Genomic DNA, 21,827 nt, shown 5'->3' with positions numbered 1-21,827 from the left:
ATAATGATTCAGTATGTAAGTGCCGAAGAAGCGGTTTCACTCATCAGCAGCGGCGACAGGATTTTCTCACACGGAAGTGCATGTACACCCAATCTTCTGATTAATGAACTGGCCCGGCAGGCAGACCGTCTAAAGGACGTGGAATTTGTTTCCATCACCCAACAGGGAAATGTGGAAATTGCCAAACCGCAATATAAAGACAGTTTCTTTGTGAACTCGCTCTTTGTTTCTACGCCGGTTCGCGAAACTGTAAATTCTGAACGGGGAGATTTCGTGCCAGTTTTCCTGAGTGAAATTCCGCTGCTTTTCAAGAACAAAATCCTTCCGCTGGATGTAGCCATGATTACCGTTTCACCGCCGGATGCGCATGGATACTGTACGCTGGGAACTTCTGTAGATGTGGCAAGAAGTGCGGTAGATACAGCCAAAGTAATCATCGCTCAGGTGAATCCGCAAATGCCCAGAACCCACGGCGATGGCATGATTCACTATACTAAAATAGACAAATTTGTTTTTCATGACGAAGAACTGCTGACCGTGGATTACGGAGCCAAAGTGGGACCCGAAGAACTGCTTATCGGGAAACACGTTGCCGAACTCATTGATGACCGTTCTACGCTGCAAATGGGCATCGGAACGATTCCGGATGCCGTTCTGAAATGCCTGCATAATCATAAAGACCTGGGCATCCATACAGAAATGATCAGTGACGGTATTGTAGATCTGGTGGACAAGGATATTGTGAATAATAAATATAAAGGTACTCACCTTAACCGTTCCATTACCAGTTTTGCGTTCGGCACCAAAAAACTCTATGATTATATAGATGATAATCCCTCTTTCGCTTTCATGGATGTGGAACATGTGAATTATCCCATTAACATTATGAAAAACAAAAAGATGGTGGCCATCAACTCTGCCATCGAGATTGACCTTACGGGACAGGTCTGTGCAGATTCCATCGGGACTTTTCAGTTCAGCGGCATTGGCGGTCAGATGGACTTTATGAGAGGGGCAGCGTTGTCTGAGGGCGGAAAACCCATCATTGCCATCTCCAGCCGTACCAAAAAAGGAGTCCCTAGAATTGTACCATTTCTGAAACCGGGAGCCGGAGTAGTGACTACCCGCGGACACATTCATTATGTGGTCACTGAATTCGGAGTGGCCTACCTCTACGGCAAAAACCTGAGACAGAGGGCCAAAGCGCTGATTGACATCTCGCATCCTGATGACCGTGAAATGCTAGAAAAAGCCACTTTTGACAGGTTCAAAACACTATAAACATAAAAACAGTGATTCCCGGCAAATCCCTGGGAATTTTTTTGGACATCAAGATCGAAACGGGCCGCCTCTTTTCGTTTTTGGTTAAATTTTGTAAATTAGCCAGATTAATTTTAATATAAAGTATAACAGAATGTCAACACTCACTTTTGCAGAGAAAATTGCTCAGGCAGAGAATTTTCTTCCGATTAACGGAACAGACTATATTGAATTTTATGTAGGAAATGCCAAGCAGGCGGCTCATTTCTATAAAACCGCTTTTGGTTTTCAGTCCATTGCATATGCAGGTCCGGAAACTGGTGTCAGAGATCGTGCCTCTTATGTACTTCAGCAGGGGAAGATCCGTCTGGTACTGACTTCTGGGTTGAAATCTGACTCGCCCATCTGCGAGCATCAAAAAAAACATGGAGATGGGGTAAAGGTGCTGGCACTTTGGGTAGAAGATGCTTATTCAGCTTTTGAGGAAACCACCAAGCGCGGCGCAAAACCTTATCTGGAGCCACAAACATTAACAGATGAACAGGGTGAAGTGAGAATGTCCGGAATCTACACCTACGGCGAAACCATACACATGTTTATAGAAAGAAAAAATTACAATGGTCCATTCATGCCCGGATACGAAAAATGGGAAAGTGACTACAATCCATCAGACTGTGGTCTGCTGTATGTGGATCACTGTGTAGGAAACGTAGGCTGGGATCGTATGCTGCCGGTAGTAAAATGGTACGAAGATGTGATGGGATTTGTAAATATTCTGAGCTTTGACGATAAGCAAATCAATACAGAATATTCTGCACTGATGTCCAAGGTAATGAGTAACGGAAACGGGTATGCCAAATTCCCAATCAATGAACCGGCAGAAGGTAAGAAAAAATCTCAGGTAGAAGAATACCTAGACTTTTACGAAGATGAAGGGGTGCAGCACATTGCTGTGGCTACTAAAGACATCATCAAAACCGTAACAGAACTGAAATCCAGAGGTGTTGAATTTCTTTCTGCACCACCGGAAGCCTATTACGACATGGTTCCAGAACGCGTAGGACATATAGATGAGGACATCAAAAAACTGGAAGAACTGGGAATTCTGGTAGATCATGATGAAGAGGGATATCTCCTTCAGATCTTTACCAAGCCGGTAGAAGACCGTCCGACACTGTTTTTTGAAATTATTGAAAGACATGGAGCTCAGAGCTTCGGAGCTGGCAACTTCAAAGCATTATTTGAAGCATTGGAAAAAGAGCAGGCACGCAGAGGAAATCTGTAATCTGCTATAGAAAAGCCGTGCAGATCAAATGGTCTGCCCGGTTTTTTATACAACATTCCCACCGCATTCAGGTGCGGTTCTCTTTTTTTATTAATCAACACTGAATTATTTCTGATGAAAAAGTTTCTTTTCTTGTTTTTTTTCTTGCTAACAAGTGCACTGGTTCATGCGCAGTATGGTACCATAAACGCCATACTAGATCGGCTGGAAGAAAGAAGAGGCCTTAATCAGAACCTGAAAAACATCCATCTGGACGATGTGAAATTTGTCCTCATTAAAGATTTTGAAGATCATACCGAGCGTAATTTCATCATCCTGAAAGGTAAAAATGCCACTTTTGCGGAGGTGTTTGATGACAAAGCCACCGGAACCACCAATTCCAATGTATTTTCCGGAGACGCAGTACGTTCTAACCGCAATGTCATCTCGGTACGTTTTGACCAGCTGGAAGGCAAAAAAATTCCGGTGCCCGTCACAAAAACCCTTTTATTAACACAACAGCAGAAAATCCTGTATCTCATTGATCTGAATACCAAAGACCGATGGATAGAAGAAAGTGCTCTAAACAGAAAATAAATCAGTAATTTCGGAGAGGCGCCGGTACAGTTTAACATAGAACAGTCACGGGTCTTTCCCATAAACAACATTATATGAAATCTTTTGTCAATTACTCAGAAAATTCCGATTTTTCCATTCATAATATTCCTTTTGGAGTAGCGGTTTTCAATAAAGAATACATTGCCTGCTGTACCCGCATAGGAGATATGGTAATAGACCTGGCCACGCTTTACGATTACGGCTATTTTGATGAACTGGAAGGCCTTAATGACAATGTTTTTGAAGCCTATACCCTTAATGAATTCATTGAACTCGGCAAACCCGTGACTTCTGCGGTGAGACTGAGAATCCAGGAATTGCTGGACGAAAACTCAAAACTCGCCAGTGATGAAAAAACCATTGAGGAATGCTTTTTTAATCTGGATCAGGTAAAAATGATGATGCCGGTTCACGTGGCCAATTATACCGACTTTTACAGCAGCATAGAGCACGCCACAAACGTGGGCAAGATGTTCCGAGATCCAGACAATGCCCTGCTTCCGAACTGGAAACACCTGCCGGTAGGCTACCATGGTCGCGCCTCCTCTATTGTAATTTCCGGAACAGAAATCCACAGACCTATGGGCCAAACCAAACCGGCTGGTGCAGATATGCCGGTATTCGGACCTTCCAGACAACTGGATTTCGAACTAGAAATGGCCTTTATTGTCAATAAAAATACAGAGATGGGCGATAGAATATCTACCGCAGAGGCAGAAGATGCCATTTTTGGGATGGTGATATTCAACGACTGGTCTGCCCGGGATATTCAGTCCTGGGAATATGTACCGCTGGGACCATTTCTGGGCAAGAATTTCGGCAGTTCTGTGTCTCCCTGGGTGGTAACCCTGGAAGCGCTGGAACCATTCCGAACCGCTTCGCCACAGCAAGAACCAGAAGTATTGGAGTATCTGAAATTCAGTGGTGAAAAAAATATAGACATCAAGCTGGAAGTGTATCTGAAGCCCCAAAACGGAACAGATACCCTTATTGCCGCAAGCAATTATAAATATATGTACTGGAATATGGCCCAACAACTTGCGCATCACACCGTAAACGGCTGTAATGTAGAGGTAGGCGATATGTATGCCAGCGGAACCATCTCCGGAGACGAAGCACAATCCTACGGATCCATGCTGGAACTCACTTGGCGAGGTCAAAATCCGCTGAAACTGGCAGATGGCAGTGAGCGTAAATTTATTGAAGACCATGATACCGTAACCATGAAAGCCTGGGCCGCAAAAGACGGCATACGGGTAGGTTTTGGCGAGGTTACCGGTACCATTCTTCCGGCAAAGGATTTTTAACCATACCACCATTAATGATTAAACCGGAAGCATTTGATGCTCAATAAAGCAGAATTTATGTCCTGACAACCGTAATGTACAGTTGCTATGAAAGATTTATTTCTTTTTATAAACTGTGATGTGAGGTGTTTAGAATGAGCTTTTCAAATGCTTCCGGACTTATACCTATGAAGACAATAATTCCAAATGAAGTAACCCCTGCCAAACTGCAGAGAGTCATGCAGACCGCCATATCGCCACGACCTATTGCACTGGCATCAACAGTAGACGAAAACGGACGGTGTAATCTCTCACCATTCAGTTTTTTCAATATGTTCAGTACGGTGCCGCCCATACTGGTATTTTCACCATCCCGAAGAGTGCGGGACAATACCACCAAGCATACCTTGGAGAATATTCTGAAAGTGCCGGAAGTGGTCATCGGAACGGTGAACTTCCCTATTGTACAGCAGATTTCACTCTCCTCTACAGAATATGACGAAGGGGTAAATGAGTTCGTGAAGGCAGGTCTTAGCATGAAGGATGCCGACCTGGTACAACCCAAATTGATAGAAGAATGCCCGGTCAATTTTGAATGTAAAGTTCTGGAAGTGAAACCATTGGGAGACCAGGGAGGAGCCGGCAACCTCATCATCTGTGAAGTTCAGAAAATCCATATCCGCGAAGAATATCTGAATGAGGACGGGGATCTGGATCAAGAAAAACTGGACATGGTAGCAAGACTGGGAGTGAACTGGTATTCCCGCAGTAACAGAGACAGCCTTTTTGAAGTACCCAAACCATTGGTAACCAAAGGCATCGGTTTTGACCTACTGCCGGAGGAGATTAAATATTCCCCAGTGTTTACAGGCAATGATCTGGGCATGCTGGCCAATGTGGAAGAGCTTTTGTCTGGACCCTATCATGACAGTGAAGAAAAGCATAGGGAGGCGCAGCTGCTGCTTTTGGAAAGTAAAATTTCCGAAGCATGGCAGGTTTTAATCAAATAAAGCAAAAAAGAGTGAAAAAAATCACTCTTTTTTTATTAAAAATTGACAGCAAAGCATCTAAGAAGGATTCTGCTCTTCACCCTCTTGTTTTATGCTTAAATCCTTATTCAGATCCGGGTTCAGTTTCAGGTATTTCTTTTCCTGATTTTTGCGCAGCCGGATGTTGAGCAACTCTACTGCCAGACTGAATGCAAGACAGGAGTAGATGATGTTTTTGCTCACATGTTGATGGATGCCTTCTGCCACCAGCATCACTCCGATTACGACCAGAAACGCCAGCGCAAGCATCTGCAATGACGGATATTTGTTGATGACCGCAGAAATAGGTCCGGCAAATGCCATCATTATCGCAATGGAAATTACTACGGCAATAATCATCAGCAGTACATTGTCTACCAGTCCGATGGCGGTAAGAATGGAGTCTAGTGAGAACACCATATCAATAAGGATGATCTGGATGATGACCATAATCAAAAGTCCGGAGGCGGCAGATTTTGGTTTAGGATCATGCTCAATACTCTGCATTTTACTGTGAATTTCAAAGGTGCTTTTACCAATCAGAAAAATACCTCCGGAGAGCAGAATAATGTCCTTCCAGCTCAGTGCCAGAGGAAGATCCGAGCCCGGTTCATGAAACCAGTCCAGTGTTATGACCGGTTCTTTGAGACCGATAATCCAGTTGATCATCAGGAGCAGAATAACCCGGAACAGCATGGCAAATCCGAGACCGAGATTTCGGGCAAAACGTTGTTTTTCCTTCGGCAAACGATCCGAAATAATGGAAATAAAGATGATGTTATCTACCCCCAGCACAATTTCCAGGAAGGTGAGGGTAAGGAGACTGATCCAGATTTGCGGATCGGCAAAATTCGGGAATTCAAGCAGGGAGAAAAATTCCATAGGTTTGTTTTATTAGGAAACAAAAATACGCTTTTCCCGTGCCGGATTTTTATTTATTTTTAAGAAAATCTATTGTTTTTTCCACTATCCGGCTCAGGTCTTGCGGCATTGCATCTGCTGTCCAGGGTTCACGGCCTCCAAAGACATGATTTACATCCGGTAGCAGGAACAGTTCAGAAGATTTGCACCATTCATGCAGCAGCAAACCTTCCTTTTCGGCCACCGCTTCATCTGCTGTACCCTGAACCACTAAATACGGTTTCTTTAAATGCTGTGCAGCATACTGAATATTAAAGCGGTTTTCATTGGCTTTATAGTCTTCGTAATACTGAAAATAAAGCGGCAATTGCTGTTTGGTTCTGGTATTTTCAGAAAACATCACCCCTTCTTCCTTCCAGCGTTCCAGTTTATGCCCGGTAGGAAAACGGTAACCAAAATTACTGACTCCAGCATAAGTGATCACATTTTTCACGCGTTCATCTTCGAAGGCTTGGACCACAGCAATGCCCCCGCCCCGGCTGTGACCGATGATGGAAACGCGTTCGGAATCCACTTCTTTTCTCTTTAAAAAATGGCTTAAAACTCTTTTAAAATCGGACATTTCTTTGGTAAAATTATTCAGTCCGAATGCTTCGGTATCGGCAAATTCAGCAGGTCTGTCAATTGTGGTTCCATTGTACGAGAAATTAAACTTCACGAAGAAAAATCCTGCTTCGGCAAAACGCTCTGCCATCAGATTCCACGCGCCCCAGTCTTTATAACCCTTGAAGCCATGGGCGAAGACAATGAGTGGCAATGGTTTTTCACTTTCAGGAAAACAGGCATCAGCCAGAAAATCCCGGGTATCGGGATTCTGAATCAGGATATTTTTTTGGGTGATGATGGGCATGGTTATCTCACTTTAAAGTTTTTGTCTCGTTCGAAATAGATTCTGAAAAACCTGTACTTACTAATTTTGTTGTTTCTCAATACAATTGAAATATCTGCTATGCTTTTATTCGTATTTTTTGAATTTTTAATTAGAAAGTTCCTTCGCTAACATCTCTGCTTGTTTCAATACTGTTTCTGTTGCTAGTAATTGCATATCTGGTGGATAGCCATATTTGCGTAATAATCGTTTTACAGCTACTTTTAATTTCGCACGAACGCTCTCTTTGATGTTCCAATCGATGCTTGCGTTTTGTTTTATTGTGTTGGTTAATTCCACTGCTAATTCACGTAAGCGATCTTTTTGAATTAACTCAAGCGCACTATCATTATTTGCAACAGCTGTATAAAAAGCATACTCATATTCTGATAAACCTAACTTCTGTGCTTCAGAATCTAATTGAACAATATCTTTACTTAAATGAATTAATTCGTCGATTACTTCAGCTGCGGTTAAAATTTTATTATGGTACCGATTAATGGACTGTTCTAACATTTCCAATAACTTCTTACTTTGAACCAAATTGGTTTTTGCTCTCGATTTTATCTCATCTTTCAATAATTTTTTCAACACTTCTAAGGCCACATTTTTATGTTGCATATCTTTCAACTCCATCAAAAACTCGTCGGATAAAATAGAAATATCAGGTTTTTTAATACCCGCTGCATCGAAGACATCAATTACTTGATCGGATACTAAAGCTTGATCAATTACTTGACGAATGGTGGTTTCAATTTCTTCATCTGTTTTGCCTGATCCCGTACTATCAAACTTAGCCAATCTCGCTTTCACGGCTTGGAAAAAAGAAATCTCATCTTTGGCATCCATGGCTTGATCATGTGGTATAGCAATGGCAAATGCTTTTGATAAAGCGGTCACTTCATCTATGTATCTTTTCTTGCCATCCTCTAATCCTAAAATATGATCTTCGGCAGCTAAAATCATCGACAGTTTTTTGGATGTATCAGCATCAAAATAATCTTCATAAGGGAAACCATGATACATGGCAGAAATCACTTCAATTTTTTCCAACATGATTGCGACGGCCTGTTCTTGTGCCACTGCTGGATCACCTTTCCCTCCTGCGTCTGAATAGAAAGCTAATGCTTTTTTCAAATCGGAAGCAATGCCTAAATAATCGACGATTAAACCTCCTGGCTTATCCTTATACACCCGATTTACGCGAGCAATCGCCTGCATAAGGTTATGCCCTTTCATAGGTTTATCGATATACAACGTGTGCATACTCGGAGCATCGAAACCCGTTAACCACATATCACGAACAATCACTAATTCTAATTCGTCATTAGGATCTTTCATACGTTCGGCTAACATTCTACGTTGCTCTTTTGTTGTATGGAATTTAGCTAATTCAGGACCATCAGAAGATGCAGAAGTCATAATAACTTTTATCTTTCCTTTTTTCAAATCGTCCGAATGCCATTCAGGTTTTATAGCAATAATCGCATTGTACAAATCCGCCGCAATACGACGACTCATTGACACGATCATTGCTTTCCCTTGAAACACTTCCTGACGTTGCGTAAAATGACCGACAATATCAGCAGCTATATTTTGAACACGTTGTTTTCCGCCAATCAAGGCTTCTAACTGTGTCCATTTACTTTTGGCTTTTTGAGTGGCTGTTAAATCTTCTTGATCCAATTCATCATCCAGCTCATCCACCAATTCTTTTCCTTCTTCTGTTAGTTTTACCTTCGCCAATCGGCTTTCATAGAAAATACGAACTGTTGCTCCGTCTTCAACAGCTTGAGCTATATCGTAAATATCTACGTAATTACCAAAAACTGCTGGTGTATTGACATCCGTACTTTCAATAGGTGTTCCTGTAAAACCTAAATACGTCGCATTGGGTAAGGCATCACGCATATACTTGGCAAATCCATACACGATTTTTTTACCAATTACATTACCGTTCTCATCCTTATCATCAACTGTTTTTGCACTAAAACCATACTGTGTACGGTGCGCCTCGTCTGCTATGACAATAATGTTTTCTCTAGCCGATAGCGTTTCAAAAACGTTACCTTCTTCCGGTTGAAATTTTTGTATCGTTGTAAAAATTACGCCTCCTGAATTTACCTTCAATAGGTCTTTTAACTGTTTGCGATCGGTTGCTTGAACAGGATCTTGACGCAACAATTGCTTCGATGCTGCAAACGTATCAAATAATTGATCGTCCAAATCATTACGGTCTGTTATCACTAAAACCGTTGGATTATCTAAGGCTAATACAATTTTACCTGTATAAAACACCATAGACAACGATTTACCCGAACCTTGTGTATGCCACACTACACCACCTTTTCGATCGCCTTCGGGTTGATTTTTCACACCAGGTAAACCATAGCTTTCTGGAGATTCATTTAATAAATTCCCTAATGTTTGTTTTGAAACAAAACCAGAAGCTCTTTTAGTAGATTCTACCGCACGATTTACTGCATAATATTGATGATAAGCGGCTAATTTCTTTACTGTTTGAACGGTAACAATTCCTTCAGTGTCTTCCTTTCTAAATTTTTCAAAAACCACAAAATGTCTGACCAAATCCAATAACACGGTTGGTTGCAACATTCCTTTTATTAATGTTTCTAATTGGCTGATTTGTTTTGATGCTTCGGAGATACCATCTGTGGTTTTCCAAGCCATAAAACGACTTAAGCCTGCCGAAATTGTTCCTGCTTTTGCTTCCAATCCATCAGAAATAACCGAAAAAGCATTGAAAGTAAACAATGATGAAATCATTGCTTTATAGGTTTCTATCTGGCGAAAGGCAGACTGAATGGTGGTTTTATCATCCGTAGCGTTCTTTAATTCGATAACAACTAATGGTAAACCATTGACAAAAAGGATAATGTCCGGTCTTTTATTGACTCCGTTTTCTACAATTGTAAACTGGTTGACTACTAAAAATTCGTTGTTTAATGGATTTTCAAAATCTATTAAAAACACACGATCCCCTCGTTCTTGCCCATCTACACGTTTGGTTACCGGAATACCTTCCGTTAGTAAACGATGAAAGGTTTCGTTATTGGATAAAACATCAGGCGAAGCAATACGCAAGATTTGCTTTACAGCATCTTGTTGTACATCTACAGGAATATTTGGATTGATACGACGAACCGCATTTTCTAAACGTTGTTTTAACACCACTTCTTCAAATGATGTTCTTTCTAGATCACCTGCATCAGGAGCTAATTGAACACCATTGATATAGGTATATCCTTGGTGTTCTAATAATTCTATAGCGAGTTTTTCAATTTCGTTTTCGGTCATTATGAAAAAATTAAATTAAAGTAATTAATTTTTGAGCATCTGCTGCATTAACCACTCTATAAAACTCTTCTGATGAAGAGCTCGTTTTATTAACAAAATGATGATTAGTAAAAGTGGACACAGCGGCCTTTATTTTTGGCTCATCACGACACGCACATATCGCTACATCACAACCGAGATTCTCTAACTCTTGTAAAAGACTTTTTAGACTTTTACCAGGACCAACGATATAATCTCCCATCCCAACAAAACCAACCTTAATGTCGTTTTTAAATAAAATATCAAAAAAATCCTCAAATTTTGGATTTCCTAAAACTCTAAAATATCCTGGTACTTGCGTATAACCATCACGTAGTAAAAAAGAATAGGTAGTATTAATGGTATGTGATTTCCCTGAATTCTCAGTTCCTAATAAAGCGATAATTTTCATGATTTTTGGTTTTATTTTATTTATTGAAGCTTAGCTTCTATATTTCTTATTAAATTTTCTATCCTTCCATTCGTTGCAATTCCTCCTTTAGCATTCCAGTTTTTTAGGCCAATATATTTTGTATTCCAATCTGGGGAAGCGGTATCAAAAAAGTTCCAAAAGGCAAGAACTCCGAAATAACAATGCGGAAAAATATTTTTTATTTTGGCTTCTCTATTTTGTAAATGTTCTCCGATAGCTTTACGCTTCCATCCGTCATTTACCTTTAGTTCTAAAACGCCAATAAGCTCCTCGCACTTCCAAATAGAAATATCTGGTTTTATAGACTTTTTGCCTTTAACAATACTCCTCTCCGAATAGACTTGTACCTCAGGATATTTTGCAAAATAACTCTTTATAAACAATAGAACTGTTTCTGTAAAAAAATCGGCTGCTACGCTATTGGCCTGCCTTCCTAGGATTTCTTTATTGTTATTAACATTAAAATACCAGAAAGCGTGCATTCTATTGATGACGCTTTCGGTAATTTCGTTATCATCTAATTTGAAAGGATAATTACACAACTGTTTGTAGATATCCTTTTGAATGTCTAAAAGTTGCCTGTAATGTTGCGTAAACTGCTGATCGATCTCTGTAAGTAGCATTTGGTGTTTCGCTCTATTATTATAACTTCACCCTCACCTCACCACTCATTAACTTTGGTAATAAGGTATCGCGAAGTTGGGTTAGGGTTTGGATTTGTTGTTGATTTTCTGATATTTTTGTTAGAAAACTTACAGAATATTCATTTGCTTGTTGCATTAATTGTTCCGAAGAAAAACTAATTTCAAACTTTTTAAGAATATCAAATGTAATTTGTGGAAATGTACCAGATCTATCCTCAGCTAATAGTTGTAGTTCATTTACAATGTAATTTTGTGTTAGATATAGGTAAAGAAATTCGGGAGATAAAATTCCTTTTGATCTTAATACCATAAGCTTTGTTGAAACAACAAAATCATCTGCATCAAAGTCAACAAATGCCCATCTTCCATTTGCTGGTCTAATTTCACTAAATAATATATCTTTTCTTTGAATTGATTTTTTTGCCTGGCCCGGCAAATCTTTAACACTTGAATAATTATTGTGCAAAATATTACCTTTCAAAATATCTGATGTATTTAAAAAAATCAATTCATTTTTTAAAAAATCATGTTTAACTGAAACACTATCTACTAAATCATGTAAATTATATATAACCCTTTTCTCATTTTCACCTTCAATAAACCACTGACGGAATAAAGTTTCCGCCAAAGCCTCTAAGGTTTGGTTTTGTTGGTGTAATAAGTCGATTTTATCATCCAAACTCGACAAGACCGATGCAATGGCTTTTTGCTCGGGAAGTGGGGGAAGTTGGATTTCGATTTCATTAATTACAGGAACAGTTAAACTCGGAACTGCAGAACCTACATTCAAATTTTCATAATCAATCAATGTTAATTGATAGAATAGATATTTTGGGAATACTTTTGATTTATCAATTTTTGACCAAAACATTGTATCAACAGTCCAAAAAGGGCTATCTTGAAACATAATATTATTCAAAGAACCTTTTCGAGGTATTAAAATAGATTCATCATCATAGAGATAAGAATCAACATAACGCATAATCCCACCACTGCCTAAACAAGGAAAATTTCCCTCACTTAACTTTTTATGATCTTTCCCATATTTAATTTCTATAACAGAACCTAATTTATCTGAATTCCAATTACTATTCTCCATTATTCCCCCTTTTTATTTTACTTAATACATCCTTACACAAGCTATCCATTCGAGAAAATGCAAACCATTTCTTCCCTAAATCTTTGAGCGAAGCACCAATATGATACAGCTCCCTATCATCGATAATCAAGAAACGATCGTGGCTTTGTTTGAATAAATGGATACCTGTTGCTGGATACTGCTGATTATGTTTCTGCAGATCCAAGCGCAGCTGTTGGCTAATAGTTGCCGTATAGATATTGGCTTTCACATTCTTTTTCCTTTTACTTAATAAAGTCAACACCGTGTCGTCCACATAATTATCGATAAGGAGAATAGAGGATTTGGCATTTCGTACCAGATCAGACACAAAGTTGTAAGCATCAAACACCTGTCCATTGAAGAAAACGCCTTGATTAGGAAGTTTATTAGATTCGATCTGTAAAGATATGATATCCATTTTCTTACTGAGCTCGTCCACATGGTTTTCAACTCGATCCATACGTTGATTCAGTGCATACCCTTTTAATAAATACTCTCTCAATACGTTCGTAGCCCAAATTCTAAACTGAGTACCCTGCTTTGATTTAACGCGATAACCAACAGAGATAATTACATCGAGGTTATAGAACTCTATCATTCTTCGCACGGTTCTATTTCCTTCTTTTCGAACTGTCAAGGATTCCTTGACAGTTGCCTTTCTATCTAATTCTCCTTCCTTATAGCAATTGTTGATATGTAAGCTTATATTTTGCTTCGTTTGACTAAAGAGTTGAGCCATTTGCTCTTGAGACAGCCAAACAGTTTCTCCTTCTATGATTACTTCAATCCGTTCTGGTAAATCATCCGATTGGTAGAGTATAATTTCGTTTGTCATAGGACTCTTAATTGAATTTAAAAATAACAGACAGCATCGCTACACCTTGCTCTGTAAAAGTATACGGATTTACAGCGGAATGTTTTAACGATTCGAACCGGTCGCAATTTGCGACCAGTTCATCTTTTTCTTGGGTATTCAATTGAAAACGAAATGTCTCGGGAAACCGGTCAATGTTGCGTTTTACCTGTTCATTTAACCTTTTTACTTCCACCTGGTACATTTCTGCCAGATCTCTGTCGAACATAACTTGTTTCCCCCGAATCGTAAAAATTCGGTTTTCTATATGTTGTTGGGAAAGGGTTAAATCTTTACTCATTCTTTCGGCAGTTCAATTTTAGACAAGTTCTCCGCAATAATCGTATTCAGTTCCGCTTCTTTGGCTAATTGTTCTTCTAAAGTTGTTTTCAATGACATAAAACGTTCAACAAAGTTAAAATCGTCTTCTTCATCAGGTAAGCCCACATAGCGCCCAGGCGTCAATACATAATCTAACTCAGCCACTTTAGATATAGGAACCGAAGCACAGAAACCCGCTACATCTTCGTATTGCCCATCGACATTACGCCAATTGTGGTAGGTAGAAGCAATTAAGTCGATATCCTCTTTGCTTAATTCACGGTTTCTACGGTTAATCAGATGTCCTAAATTTCGTGCATCGATAAACAAGATTTCGTTTTCGGTATTACGGAATTTTGGATTTGGTACTTTCTTACGGCGCATAAACCATAAGGCCGCAGGAATTTGCGTATTGAGGAACAACTTGGCTGGTAAGTTGACAATACAGTCAATCAAACCTTCCTCGATTAAGTTTTTACGGATTTCTCCTTCCCCCGACGTTTTAGACGTTAAGGCTCCTTTTGCTAATACCACACCCGCTTGTCCTGTTGGTGCCAAGTGATGGATAAAATGTTGTAACCAACCAAAGTTGGCATTTCCTACGGGAGGTGTACCAAACTGCCAACGCGCATCATTACGCAATAAATCACCCGACCAATCGCTCACGTTAAACGGAGGATTCGCAATGATATAATCGGCTTTTAAATCTTTGTGTGCATCGTTCAAAAACGAACCTTCCGAATTCCATTTTACGCCCGTAGAATCAATCCCACGAATGGCTAAGTTCATCTTTGCCAAACGCCAGGTGGTTTGGTTGGATTCTTGTCCGTAAATCGAGATATCATCTATTCTTCCCTGATGTTCTTCCACAAACTTTTCCGACTGCACAAACATACCACCCGAACCACAACACGGATCGAATACACGACCTTTGTGGGGTTCCAGCATTTCTACCAATAATTCTACAACCGAACGAGGCGTGTAGAATTGTCCACCTTTTTGTCCTTCAGCTAAGGCGAACTGACCTAAGAAATACTCAAATACGTGTCCTAACACATCGGCAGAACGCTCCTGCGTATCGCCAAAATTAATGTTGCCAATCAAGTCGATCAAATCTCCTAAACTGGTAGGATCCAAATTTTGTTTGGCATAAACTTTTGGTAAAATACCTTTCAATTGTGGGTTTTCCGCCTCAATAGCATCCATTCCATCATCTACAATTTTACCAATCGTAGGTTGCTTCGCACTAGATTGTAAAAACGACCAACGCGCTGAAGGTGGCACAAAGAATACGTTTTCTGCCGTGTATTCTTCTCTGTCTTCCGGATCCGCTCCCTGACCGATTTGCGCGGTTAATTCTGCGTGTAATTTCTCAAATGCAATGGATATATATTTTAAGAAAATCAATCCAAGAACGACATCTTAGTATTCTGCCGCATTGATGTTTTTTCGCAGTTTATCTGCTGCCTTCCACAGTGTTTTTTCTATCGTTTCTTCTACTTTTTCTTTTTGTTTTTTAGCCATTCGGGTAATTGAATTTTGGGTATAATTTCTGTTGCCATATATTGTATGGCAATAAATTTTTGTCGGTTATTTCTAAAGTTGTATGTTCGCCAAAAGCGGCTGTACTGAATGTGAAGCAGCTTTTCATTCATTTGTGTTTGCTATCTTTCAAAAATACAAAATTGTACTGAAATAAAAAAGCAGAGACACAACCTCGTGCGTCTCTGCAGATACCTTAATCTGACAGGAATTTCCCCCTACCAGATTTTAATTCTTTCTTCCGGAGCTTTGTAGAGTTTGTCTCCCGGTTTTACGTCAAAGGCTTTGTAGAATGCATCCTGATTCACGAGCGGACCGAAGGAACGGAAATAGCCCGGTGAATGCGGATCGGTTTTCACCTGATTCGTCATGTACTGCTCTGTAGATTTGGTACGCCACACGGTTGCCCAACTCATGAAAAAGCGCTGGTCCTGTGTAAATCCGCTGATCGGTCCCGGATTCCCGTGATCTTTCAGATACATTTGCAGTGCGGTATAGGCCACAGCCACACCGCCCAGGTCACCAATATTTTCGCCACTGGTAAATTTACCATTGATGAAACTGCCCGGCACCGGCTCATACTTGCTGTACTGATCTGCCAGCTGACCTACTTTAGCATCAAAGTTTTTACGGTCTGCATCTGTCCACCAGTTGTTCAGGTTACCATCTCCGTCAAAACGGGAACCGGAATCATCAAAACCGTGAGAAATTTCGTGCCCGATTACCGCCCCGATGCCCCCGAAATTCACCGCAGGATCTGCTTTGAAGTTAAAGAAGGGCGGCTGCAGAATTGCTGCCGGAAAAACGATTTCATTGTTAGAACCACTGTAGTAAGCATTCACCGTTTGCGGAGACATTCCCCACTCTGTTTTGTCTACCGGCTTGCCTACTTTATTCAGATTGCGCTGGTAGTGCCATTCTGTGACTTTGTGCAGGTTGTCATAATAGGAACCGCCTTCTGCAGGAGATTTCAGAACCAATTTTGAATAGTCTCTCCACTGATCCGGATAGGCAATTTTAACCCCGAATTTAGACAGTTTTTCCTGAGCTTTTACCTTGGTTTCGGCAGACATCCAGTCCAGATTGTCAATATGATATTCAAAGGCTTTTTTCAGGTAATCAATATAGGTTTCCATTTGTTCCTTGGCTTCTGCAGGGAAATACTTTTCCACATACAATTTCCCGAATGCTTCGCCCAGTGTTCCGTTTACCACGCCCAGTGCACGTTTATCCATCGGGCGCTGCTCCTTCTGGCCCTGCAGATATCTGGAATAGAAATCAAACTGCAGATCATCCAGCCTTTTGTCCAGATTTCCGGCGTTTCCGGAGATCATACGGGCTTTCATATAATCCTTGATGAGCGGCAGGTTTTTGGCAGTCATCCAGCCGTCCATATTCTGGTAATATTTGATTTCGGTTACAATAACCTTATCCGTATTCACGCCCACATCCTTCAGATATTTCTGAAGGTTCACACTTTTTACCAGTGCCGGAAGTTCCGTGACATTCTTTGGATTGTAGCGCAGGTTCGCATCCCTGTTTTGCTCATTGGTCAGCATATCCTTGGCCAGTTTTTTCTCAAAATTCACTACTTTCTGAGCGGCTGTACCGGCATTCTTCTGACCGGTGATGGTAAAGAGTTTTTCCAGGTAGTTTTTATATTCTGCCAGCGTTTTGGTATTGGCATCACTTTCCTTCTGATAATAATCTCTGCCCAGTCCCAGGCTCGCACCACCCAGATACACGGCATTCATTACAGAGTTTTTCATATCTGCACTTACACGCCATGCATAAAACGGATTGTCACCGGTTTTGGTAGCTTCAGTAAGGTAATTTTCCAGATCTTTTACGGTTTTGATGCGGTCTATCTTCGCCAGATCTGCCTTGATGGGATTGATGCCGTCTGCATTACGCTGATCCCAGTCCATAAAGGTTCCGTAGAGTGCCTGAATTTTCTGACCTTCAGATCCCGGTGTATAATTGTCGGTTAAAATCTTATTTAAAATTTCCAGCGAAGCATTGTCTGTATCTTCACGAAGTTTATTAAAAGAACCCCAGGTGGTTTTGTCCGAAGGAATGTCTGTAGTCTTATACCAGTTCCCGTTTACGAAACTGAAAAAATCATCCTGCGGACGAGCAGAACGGTCCATATAGTGCAGATCCAGTCCTTCTTCTTTGATGGTTTCTTTGGGCGTATGTGCTGCTTCGGAAACAGCAGTTTCGGTTGTTTGTTGAGCTTGCTTGGCGGTGCAGGAGTTCAGAAAAACCACTCCGGCAAATGCCAGCGCACTGATGCTTATCTTTTTCATTGATGATGATTTATTTATAAAAACGTTCAAAGATAATGATTTCTGCCCGCATAGCCTGACCCAGTTTTGGTGGACAGCCGCTGCACAGGGTTTATGCTTTAGCCATGAATACAATTGCAGCTTTTCCCAGGCACGATCCTTCTGAATTTCAAGTCCTTAACCTCATCAAAACATCAGATTCTTACGGTTATGATGCCGATTCCTGAACTAAAATTTCCACCAGATCCTGTAAAACCCTCTGGGAGACAAAATTGGCAAAATCATTGCGGTGCAGATGCGGCAAATAGAGTTTGTTGGTTTTCACCAGATCAGCGGTGCAGATGGTATAATACACCAACCCCACTTCATTGTTGAATTCATCTGTGCCGGGGCCGGCCACGCCCGTAGTTGCGACTGCAATATCTGTACGAAACAACTTCCGGCAACCCTCAGCCATTTCTTCTGCCACTTCTGCTGAAACGACTGTATGCTGCTGAATAGTGGATGCAGAAACGCGCAGCAATTCGATTTTCTTGTGAAAATCGTAGGGAATAATTCCGCCCGGAAAGAATTGAGAACTGCCGGTAACCGATGTCAGCAAGCGCGCCAGCTCACCGCCGGTACAACTCTCTGCCGCAGAAACCGTCAGTTTTTTCTGAACCAACAGATTTTTCAGGATTTCCTGAATTTCATTACCATCCCAGGATATGACATTTGCACCGATTAACGGACGTAGTTTTTCAATCGCTTCATCCAGCAGACGGGTAAGGTTTGCCAGGTTTTTTCCGGTACCGGTCAGTCTGAGTTTCACACGGTTTCCGATGGGAAGATATGACAGTTCCAGAGCTTCCGGCAGACTCGTCTCCCATTCTGAGATGGTCATGGCAAGGACACTTTCCGGGACATTCACCACCGAAATAATGCGGGTTTCAATGTGGGGCAATGAATATTTTTCCCTGATGAACGGTATGATTTTTTCGGTAATGAGCGGTTTGACTTCATAAGGAACTCCGGGCAGACAGAAAATCAGCTTTCCGTTGTGCTCGATGCGTTGACAAGGTGCTGTACCATGGTCATTTTGGATGACAGAGGCTCGGGAGAGGGTGATGGCCTGATGCCGGTTTGCCTCCAGCAGATGTGCCCGGTTTCGTTTTTCGAGCAGTTTGGTGAGGTGTTCCAGTGCTTCCGGCTTCATGGTAAGCGAGTCATCAAAAAATTCAGCGAAAGCCGTTTTAGTTTTGTCGTCTCTCGTAGGTCCCAGTCCACCGGTAGCCAGAATGACTTCTGCTTTTTCCAGGCCTTTTCCCAGCGCTTCCTTTATGGCTTCCACCTCATCGGGCACGATGTACACTTCTGCTACTGCCATCCCGATTTTTTTCAGCTCTACAGCCATAAAATTGGAGTTGGTGTCCAGAGTATTGCCGGATAGGATTTCATCGCCAATAATAATCAATACTGCCTTCATGCGGTTTTTGCCGGGTTTGCTATTATTTAAAAATATCGGCCAAAAATATGGTCATTTCGTTCCAGGATTTTTCATCGGCCTCCTGGTTGTAAGCAATATCCAGGTTAAATTTCTTACCGGTCTCCGTGGCATCGGGATTGGTAAAGGCATGTTTGGCGCCCGGATAGTTCACGAACTTATATTTAATCTGCGCGCTGTCCATTTCTTTTTTGAACTGTTCTATTTCTTCTTTTGGCACAAAATCATCTGCTTCACCGTTCAGGACCAGATATTGTACGGAACGGTTTTTTGGTTTTATTCCGGTATCCAGATTTCCGTGGAAACTCACCACCCCTTTGAAGTCCGGTGACAAACGGCCCATGTTCAGCGCCTGTGCACCACCGAAGCAGTATCCTATCACAGCCATTTTACTGTAATCTGCATTGGGGGTAATGATTACTTTATTTTTCACGGCGTCAAACATACGGCGGGCATCAATGGGAATATTATAAAAATGTGAAGACAGTTTCTGCGCTTCTTCCACCGTATCCACTACCCTGCCTTCTCCATAATAATCTACTGCTACTGCGTAATAGCCCAGGCCTGCCAGTTGCTGCACCCGGTTTTTGATATATTCTGTAAGACCCCACCATTCCGGCAAAACAAATACTACCGGAAGTTCGCCCTCCAGATCAGCATTGTAGGCGGCAAAGGAGCGGTGCGTCACGCCGTTGATGATATAGGAAATCTCTTCGGTTTTTACATGCTCCGGAATCTGTGCGGTTGCAGATGTTACCTGATCTGTTTGATTCGTATGAGTCGGTTTATCTGCACATGATGTGAACGCAAGCAATGCTGCTGCAGCAAGGGTATAAAATGTAATTTTCATAGTTCAGAATTTGAAGTTTAAAATTAACTATTTTTTTCTGCTTCCGGCATAAATATTCAGGAAAAAATAAAAGGTTCCGCATTGTGGCGAAACCTTTGTATAAACGATGTGTTAAAACTTAGCAAGTGAAAGGTAATGTTTAATGAATATGCTTCTCTGCATGGTAGGAGCTGCGTACCAGCGGTGAACTTTCCACATGGCGGAAGCCTAGGTTTCGGGCAAAATCACCAAATTCTTCAAACTCTTCCGGCGAAATGAATTTCTTCACCGGCAGGTGCTTTTTGGTAGGCTGAAGGTATTGGCCAATGGTGATGACATCTACCTGTGCATTCCGGATATCTTCTATGGTACGGAATACCTCATCTTTTTCCTCGCCCAGACCCAGCATCAGACCTGTTTTGGTACGGTTCTGACCGGCTTCTTTCATATAGCGAAGTACCTCCAGGCTTCTTTCATATTTCGCCTGAATTCTCACCTCCCGTGTCAGTCTTTTTACCGTTTCCATATTGTGCGAAATCACCTCCGGCTTTACCTCCAGAATCCGGTCTATATGTCTGGTAATTCCCTGAAAATCCGGAATCAACGTTTCCATCGTAGTTCCGGGGGAAATTCTGCGCACTGCGTTTACGGTTTCGGCCCAGAGAATGGAGCCCATATCTTTCAGGTCATCCCGGTCTACCGATGTAAGAACGGCATGCTTAATTTTCATAAGCTTAATGGACCGGGCCACCTTTTCGGGTTCATCCCAGTTTACATCCAGCGGTTTTCCTGTTTTCACCCCGCAGAATCCACAGCTGCGGGTGCAGATATTGCCCAGAATCATAAAAGTTGCAGTTCCCTCGCCCCAGCATTCACCCATATTCGGGCAACTGCCGCTCTGGCAAATCGTATTCAGTTTATATTTATCTACCAAAGTACGTAGTTCGCGGTAATTTTTACCGGTGGGCAATTTTACGCGGATCCACTTTGGTTTTTGAACGGTTGTATCTACCATGTTCGTGTTCATCTTGTTTTACAATCTACAAAAATACGGAATTAGAAATAGTTTTCATCAATCATCGAATTCATTGGTTTTTAACAATGCAGACAGCAGCTTTTTGGCCCTCATAATCCGCACTTTGGTATTGGCCACCGTGAGATTCTGCTCGGCGGCAATTTCCTTGATGCTTTTTTCCTCAAAAAATCTGAGGCGAATGATGTCCTGATAGTGGTGATCAAGGCTTTCAATCATTGTCTGAATCTGATCCTGATCTTCCTGTGAAATCAGCAACTCCTCCGGGGAACTGGCATACTGATCCCTGATGGATTCCAGACTTTCAGAAGAATCCATATTTTCGCGTTTGCGGCGGCGCCAGAAATCGATTACCGTATTTTGTGCAATGGTCAGAATCCATGTTTTAAACTGAAAATTGGGATCATACAAATCCAGTTTGGCCAGCACTTTAGAAAAAACAGACACCGTAATTTCATCGGCATCATTTTCGTCCTGTACTTTTTTCATGACAAAAGAGAACACATCTACCCAAAATATATTGATGAGCCGTGTCTGCGCCTTCTGATCCTTATGCCGGGCCTGATATATCAGTTCTAAAAGTTGTTCGTCTTTCATTTCTGAAGGTAAAAGTACGAAATATAACCCTACTGCAGCATAAAAACAAACCGCCAATGAGGGTTTACCAAAAGTACAGTCTGTACAGTCTGTCATTTTCCGT

At 41.3% G+C, this 21,827-nt stretch carries 20 protein-coding genes and 1 pseudogene; 5 read left to right on the top strand and 16 right to left on the bottom strand.

Features of this window, described 5'->3' with window-relative positions:
- Positions 1-3: 3 nt before the first annotated feature.
- The 5 genes from LKO26_RS11745 to LKO26_RS11725 all read left to right on the top strand — a co-directional run bounded on the left by LKO26_RS11745 (position 4) and on the right by LKO26_RS11725 (position 5,438).
- Positions 4-1,281, top strand: a complete 1,278-nt coding sequence (locus tag LKO26_RS11745; protein WP_227588075.1) for an acetyl-CoA hydrolase/transferase family protein — start codon at positions 4-6, stop codon at positions 1,279-1,281.
- Between the two features lie 133 nt (positions 1,282-1,414).
- Positions 1,415-2,545, top strand: coding sequence for a 4-hydroxyphenylpyruvate dioxygenase (hppD, locus tag LKO26_RS11740; protein ID WP_227588074.1), 1,131 nt, complete (start codon positions 1,415-1,417; stop codon positions 2,543-2,545).
- A 114-nt stretch (positions 2,546-2,659) separates the two neighbouring features.
- Complete coding sequence (locus tag LKO26_RS11735; RefSeq protein WP_227588073.1) at positions 2,660-3,121, top strand: hypothetical protein; 462 nt, start codon at positions 2,660-2,662, stop codon at positions 3,119-3,121.
- 74 nt (positions 3,122-3,195) lie between these two features.
- Positions 3,196-4,449 carry a fumarylacetoacetase gene (gene fahA, locus LKO26_RS11730; protein ID WP_227588072.1) on the top strand — a complete coding sequence of 418 codons (1,254 nt, stop codon included), beginning with the start codon at positions 3,196-3,198 and terminating at the stop codon, positions 4,447-4,449.
- A gap of 167 nt (positions 4,450-4,616) precedes the next feature.
- Positions 4,617-5,438 carry a flavin reductase family protein gene (locus tag LKO26_RS11725; protein WP_227588070.1) on the top strand — a complete coding sequence of 274 codons (822 nt, stop codon included), beginning with the start codon at positions 4,617-4,619 and terminating at the stop codon, positions 5,436-5,438.
- 57 nt (positions 5,439-5,495) lie between these two features.
- On the opposite strand, the gene LKO26_RS11720 is transcribed toward LKO26_RS11725, so the two are convergent.
- From LKO26_RS11720 to LKO26_RS11650, 16 genes and pseudogenes are all read right to left on the bottom strand, one after another.
- Positions 5,496-6,338 (bottom strand): TerC family protein, encoded by an 843-nt coding sequence (locus LKO26_RS11720; protein WP_227588069.1) that lies wholly within the window; start codon positions 6,336-6,338, stop codon positions 5,496-5,498.
- A 49-nt stretch (positions 6,339-6,387) separates the two neighbouring features.
- Positions 6,388-7,227, bottom strand: coding sequence for an alpha/beta hydrolase family protein (locus tag LKO26_RS11715; protein ID WP_227588068.1), 840 nt, complete (start codon positions 7,225-7,227; stop codon positions 6,388-6,390).
- A gap of 126 nt (positions 7,228-7,353) precedes the next feature.
- Positions 7,354-10,563: a type I restriction endonuclease subunit R gene (locus LKO26_RS11710; RefSeq protein ID WP_227588067.1), complete on the bottom strand. Its 3,210-nt coding sequence runs from the start codon at positions 10,561-10,563 to the stop codon at positions 7,354-7,356.
- Positions 10,564-10,573: 10 nt separating this feature from the next.
- The gene (locus LKO26_RS11705; protein WP_227588066.1) at positions 10,574-10,993 is read right to left on the bottom strand and encodes a hypothetical protein; all 420 of its coding nucleotides are present in this window, start codon (positions 10,991-10,993) and stop codon (positions 10,574-10,576) included.
- A gap of 20 nt (positions 10,994-11,013) precedes the next feature.
- Entirely contained in the window at positions 11,014-11,637 is a 624-nt protein-coding gene (locus LKO26_RS11700) for a hypothetical protein (protein ID WP_227588065.1), read from the bottom strand.
- Between the two features lie 19 nt (positions 11,638-11,656).
- Positions 11,657-12,757 (bottom strand): restriction endonuclease subunit S, encoded by a 1,101-nt coding sequence (locus LKO26_RS11695; protein ID WP_227588063.1) that lies wholly within the window; start codon positions 12,755-12,757, stop codon positions 11,657-11,659.
- Positions 12,747-13,613: a virulence RhuM family protein gene (locus LKO26_RS11690; RefSeq protein WP_227588061.1), complete on the bottom strand. Its 867-nt coding sequence runs from the start codon at positions 13,611-13,613 to the stop codon at positions 12,747-12,749. The genes LKO26_RS11695 and LKO26_RS11690 overlap by 11 nt, the downstream gene beginning before the upstream one ends.
- A 7-nt stretch (positions 13,614-13,620) precedes the next feature.
- Positions 13,621-13,932, bottom strand: a complete 312-nt coding sequence (locus LKO26_RS11685) for an ORF6N domain-containing protein (RefSeq protein WP_227588059.1) — start codon at positions 13,930-13,932, stop codon at positions 13,621-13,623.
- Positions 13,929-15,008, bottom strand: coding sequence for an N-6 DNA methylase (locus LKO26_RS11680; protein WP_317206388.1), 1,080 nt, complete (start codon positions 15,006-15,008; stop codon positions 13,929-13,931). Before LKO26_RS11680 ends, LKO26_RS11685 begins: the two co-directional genes overlap by 4 nt.
- A 54-nt stretch (positions 15,009-15,062) precedes the next feature.
- Positions 15,063-15,362 (bottom strand): annotated as a pseudogene (locus tag LKO26_RS12780) (type I restriction-modification system subunit M N-terminal domain-containing protein); the annotation flags it as partial.
- 12 nt (positions 15,363-15,374) lie between these two features.
- Positions 15,375-15,476, bottom strand: a complete 102-nt coding sequence (locus tag LKO26_RS11675; protein WP_227588056.1) for a type I restriction-modification system subunit M N-terminal domain-containing protein — start codon at positions 15,474-15,476, stop codon at positions 15,375-15,377.
- A 236-nt stretch (positions 15,477-15,712) separates the two neighbouring features.
- On the bottom strand, positions 15,713-17,803 hold the full coding sequence (locus LKO26_RS11670; RefSeq protein WP_227588055.1) for a M13 family metallopeptidase: 2,091 nt from the start codon (positions 17,801-17,803) through the stop codon (positions 15,713-15,715).
- Between the two features lie 187 nt (positions 17,804-17,990).
- Entirely contained in the window at positions 17,991-19,247 is a 1,257-nt protein-coding gene (locus LKO26_RS11665; protein WP_227588054.1) for a CinA family nicotinamide mononucleotide deamidase-related protein, read from the bottom strand.
- Positions 19,248-19,269: 22 nt separating this feature from the next.
- Entirely contained in the window at positions 19,270-20,115 is an 846-nt protein-coding gene (locus LKO26_RS11660; protein WP_227588053.1) for a dienelactone hydrolase family protein, read from the bottom strand.
- 139 nt (positions 20,116-20,254) lie between these two features.
- Positions 20,255-21,121 (bottom strand): lipoyl synthase, encoded by an 867-nt coding sequence (gene lipA, locus LKO26_RS11655; RefSeq protein WP_227588052.1) that lies wholly within the window; start codon positions 21,119-21,121, stop codon positions 20,255-20,257.
- A 45-nt stretch (positions 21,122-21,166) separates the two neighbouring features.
- Positions 21,167-21,724, bottom strand: coding sequence for an RNA polymerase sigma factor (locus tag LKO26_RS11650; RefSeq protein ID WP_227588208.1), 558 nt, complete (start codon positions 21,722-21,724; stop codon positions 21,167-21,169).
- Positions 21,725-21,827: the final 103 nt, after the last annotated feature.

It is taken from the genome of Chryseobacterium sp. MFBS3-17, from assembly GCF_020687745.1.
In the GTDB taxonomy this organism is placed as follows: Bacteria; Bacteroidota; Bacteroidia; order Flavobacteriales; family Weeksellaceae; genus Marnyiella.
The sequence above is the reverse complement of the archived record's forward strand: the minus strand, read 5'-3'. Positions and strand labels throughout refer to the sequence as shown.

What these genes read in the sequence shown, in the direction of transcription:
- LKO26_RS11650 (WP_227588208.1), bottom strand. Translation starts at nt 21,724, where the DNA reads ATGAAAGACGAACAACTTTTAGAACTGATATATCAGGCCCGGCATAAG.
- LKO26_RS11725 (WP_227588070.1), top strand. Translation starts at nt 4,617, where the DNA reads ATGAAGACAATAATTCCAAATGAAGTAACCCCTGCCAAACTGCAGAGA.
- LKO26_RS11660 (WP_227588053.1), bottom strand. Translation starts at nt 20,115, where the DNA reads ATGAAAATTACATTTTATACCCTTGCTGCAGCAGCATTGCTTGCGTTC.
- LKO26_RS11720 (WP_227588069.1), bottom strand. Translation starts at nt 6,338, where the DNA reads ATGGAATTTTTCTCCCTGCTTGAATTCCCGAATTTTGCCGATCCGCAA.
- LKO26_RS11690 (WP_227588061.1), bottom strand. Translation starts at nt 13,613, where the DNA reads ATGACAAACGAAATTATACTCTACCAATCGGATGATTTACCAGAACGG.
- LKO26_RS11705 (WP_227588066.1), bottom strand. Translation starts at nt 10,993, where the DNA reads ATGAAAATTATCGCTTTATTAGGAACTGAGAATTCAGGGAAATCACAT.
- LKO26_RS11700 (WP_227588065.1), bottom strand. Translation starts at nt 11,637, where the DNA reads ATGCTACTTACAGAGATCGATCAGCAGTTTACGCAACATTACAGGCAA.
- hppD (WP_227588074.1), top strand. Translation starts at nt 1,415, where the DNA reads ATGTCAACACTCACTTTTGCAGAGAAAATTGCTCAGGCAGAGAATTTT.
- LKO26_RS11715 (WP_227588068.1), bottom strand. Translation starts at nt 7,227, where the DNA reads ATGCCCATCATCACCCAAAAAAATATCCTGATTCAGAATCCCGATACC.
- LKO26_RS11675 (WP_227588056.1), bottom strand. Translation starts at nt 15,476, where the DNA reads ATGGCTAAAAAACAAAAAGAAAAAGTAGAAGAAACGATAGAAAAAACA.
- lipA (WP_227588052.1), bottom strand. Translation starts at nt 21,121, where the DNA reads ATGAACACGAACATGGTAGATACAACCGTTCAAAAACCAAAGTGGATC.
- LKO26_RS11665 (WP_227588054.1), bottom strand. Translation starts at nt 19,247, where the DNA reads ATGAAGGCAGTATTGATTATTATTGGCGATGAAATCCTATCCGGCAAT.
- LKO26_RS11695 (WP_227588063.1), bottom strand. Translation starts at nt 12,757, where the DNA reads ATGGAGAATAGTAATTGGAATTCAGATAAATTAGGTTCTGTTATAGAA.
- LKO26_RS11710 (WP_227588067.1), bottom strand. Translation starts at nt 10,563, where the DNA reads ATGACCGAAAACGAAATTGAAAAACTCGCTATAGAATTATTAGAACAC.
- LKO26_RS11670 (WP_227588055.1), bottom strand. Translation starts at nt 17,803, where the DNA reads ATGAAAAAGATAAGCATCAGTGCGCTGGCATTTGCCGGAGTGGTTTTT.
- LKO26_RS11735 (WP_227588073.1), top strand. Translation starts at nt 2,660, where the DNA reads ATGAAAAAGTTTCTTTTCTTGTTTTTTTTCTTGCTAACAAGTGCACTG.
- LKO26_RS11745 (WP_227588075.1), top strand. Translation starts at nt 4, where the DNA reads ATGATTCAGTATGTAAGTGCCGAAGAAGCGGTTTCACTCATCAGCAGC.
- LKO26_RS11685 (WP_227588059.1), bottom strand. Translation starts at nt 13,932, where the DNA reads ATGAGTAAAGATTTAACCCTTTCCCAACAACATATAGAAAACCGAATT.
- fahA (WP_227588072.1), top strand. Translation starts at nt 3,196, where the DNA reads ATGAAATCTTTTGTCAATTACTCAGAAAATTCCGATTTTTCCATTCAT.